At 29.8% G+C, this 2,279-nt stretch carries 2 protein-coding genes; both read right to left on the reverse strand.

Going from position 1 to position 2,279, the window contains the following annotated elements; genetic code table 11:
* Positions 1-260 precede the first annotated feature (260 nt).
* Positions 261-1,031: a hypothetical protein gene (locus HGB55_RS14715; RefSeq protein ID WP_168817793.1), complete on the reverse strand. Its 771-nt coding sequence runs from the start codon at positions 1,029-1,031 to the stop codon at positions 261-263.
* A gap of 249 nt (positions 1,032-1,280) precedes the next feature.
* A complete protein-coding gene (locus HGB55_RS14720) occupies positions 1,281-2,147 on the reverse strand; it encodes a toxin-antitoxin system YwqK family antitoxin (RefSeq protein ID WP_168817795.1) in 867 nt (288 codons plus the stop codon).
* Positions 2,148-2,279 lie beyond the last annotated feature (132 nt).

Consider the following 2,279-nt stretch of genomic DNA (forward strand, 5'->3'; position numbering starts at 1 on the left):
CAACATAGACAAATTTATCCTTATTCATATAGAGGAATATTGATATCATTAAAACAAGAGCAGTTAATATGCTGAAGAATATTTTTTTCTTTTTCATTTCTTTTTCATTTTTTTATTACACATAACGGTTTGTGTATGATTTCGTTGCGTGTTACAGCAACTAATTTAGTAAAAAAACAAAGGCAATAATTCAGCGCGAGGATTTTCCGATGAGGAAAATCAGAAGCAATGAATTATACACGTTGTTATGCACTGTTGTTTTATATCATTCCTCTCATTGTAATTTTAAACAAATCAGTCCAAGTCAACCAACCCATTCTTTCGGAAACGCCATTTATAACGGTTTCATTTGTTGAGATGTCGCTAATTACTTTTTTTAAAGGACTTAAATTTCCTCCCCAACCTTTTTTATAACGATTAAACCACCAAACGCTTTTCCATTTTTTAGTAGGAATTTTTTTTGCATTTTCCATACTTTTTTTCTCACTTGTGAAATAATAGAGCTTGTCTCTTGGTGCAATATCAAGAAAGATAAAATAGAACTCCTTGTTTTCTTCCAAAGCATAATCTAATCCAACTCTAATTTTTTTTGCAATTTGGTCGTAAGGTTTATTGTCAGACTTTAAAGATATTGAACTGTATAATTTTGCTTCAATGAAAATAATTTTTTCTGATGTTTCTATACTTGCGTCAAGTTCCGTTTGTTCCTTTATCGAATTCCCTTTGTAAATTTTACCAACTTCGATTTTAATTTTAGTTTCATTAGCAAAAGAAAATTTTGGCTTTTTCATATCATTGTCGCTAAATGAATGTTCGATTATTTCGTCTAGAGCAATTGTTTTTTTTAAATCAGAAAGTTGTGAAATTATATCAAAACAAGACCACGTTATAGCATCTTCGCTGTTAGAACTTATGCTATTTTTTAATTTATGATTAATTCCATTATAACTACTCTTTAAAAAAGTATCTAACTCTTTTTCACGACCTGGCATTATTACGTGATTACGTTTATAGTCTTTGTATTTAATCATATTTTAAGATTTAAATTTTGCATTTTTAGTAAGATTTTCCGCAATTGTGCATAACGGTTTTGTATATGGCTCGTAGCGTGCAAATTAGCAATGACTATTCGGTTAAGCACGAGCCAGATTTTTTAATTTTCTTATTGCCTTTTCCTTTCAATAAGCCAAATTAAAAAATTTGACGGACTTGCAAATATACCTTAACTTAGATTATTCAAATAATTAGCTATGAGTTATATACGTTGTTAGCACACGTATTTATTCCGTACTGATTAGTTCGCCATTCTCGTAAATTTCTGTTTTGGTCAATTTACCATTTTCATCAAAATATGTCCAAATACCGTCTTTTTTTAATCCGCCACTATAATATCCGCTTTCACTAATTTTTCCATTTTCGTGGAACTTGGTAAAATTATCAGTTACAAGTCCATTGTCATAATTTGCAATGAGTCTTATATTTCCATTTTCGTGATATGCAGTAATTGATTTATAAGTTAGATTATCGAGAGGAAATCTTGTCTCACGAGTTTTATTTTGCTGTTTATCAAAGTTAATGGTAATTAAATGCGTAAAGTCACGGTATTTAATTTTCTTAACGAAACCGGTGTCCTCATAATTTTCGGTGATTACTTTGCCAGGCTCAGGCATTTCTTCTTCCTCTGCTCCGTGAATGACTTTTACATTCGGCATTCTCTGTACCTTAACGATATCTACGCTATAAATTTTGTCAAAATCATTTTCGATTAAAAAAGACGTCTCAAAATAATCTTTTCCATCATTTTCACTACCCATTGGGAATTGATAAACTACATAATTTAGTTTCGAATTTCCCTCAATTGGGACAATTACTTTTTTGTTGAAATTATTAAAATCAATATTTTCATTAGTTAAGGTTTCATTGAAATTATCAACTGTTTTTTGGATATAGTCTGGACCTACTCTTTTTTGATATTCAACAATTCTTGTTTTAATCGTATCTTCAAATGAATTGAAAAATTGGGTATAGTCTTTTTGCTTTATGAGTTCCAAAACTGCCTTCGATGTTTTCACAGCTTTTTTATCATTTTGGGCAAATCCAAATTGAGTTGTCAAAATTAAAATGGCAAGTACAAATGTTTTTTTCATATGTGTGCTAACGGGTTTGAATATGGCAAGTTACGGATTTGAAAACGCAATTTTCCACTATTTCTTAATTAGTTTAAATGTACTAAAATTTTCCTTTTTACAAGAATTAAGCAATTTGCTATATGCGATGTT

Origin of the sequence: Lutibacter sp. B1, from assembly GCF_012524075.1 — a bacterium.
In the GTDB taxonomy this organism is placed as follows: domain Bacteria; phylum Bacteroidota; class Bacteroidia; order Flavobacteriales; family Flavobacteriaceae; genus Lutibacter.

Bases quoted from the DNA above. Each gene is read 5' to 3' on its own strand.
- HGB55_RS14715 (WP_168817793.1), bottom strand. From the start codon at position 1,031: ATGATTAAATACAAAGACTATAAACGTAATCACGTAATAATGCCAGGT.
- HGB55_RS14720 (WP_168817795.1), bottom strand. From the start codon at position 2,147: ATGAAAAAAACATTTGTACTTGCCATTTTAATTTTGACAACTCAATTT.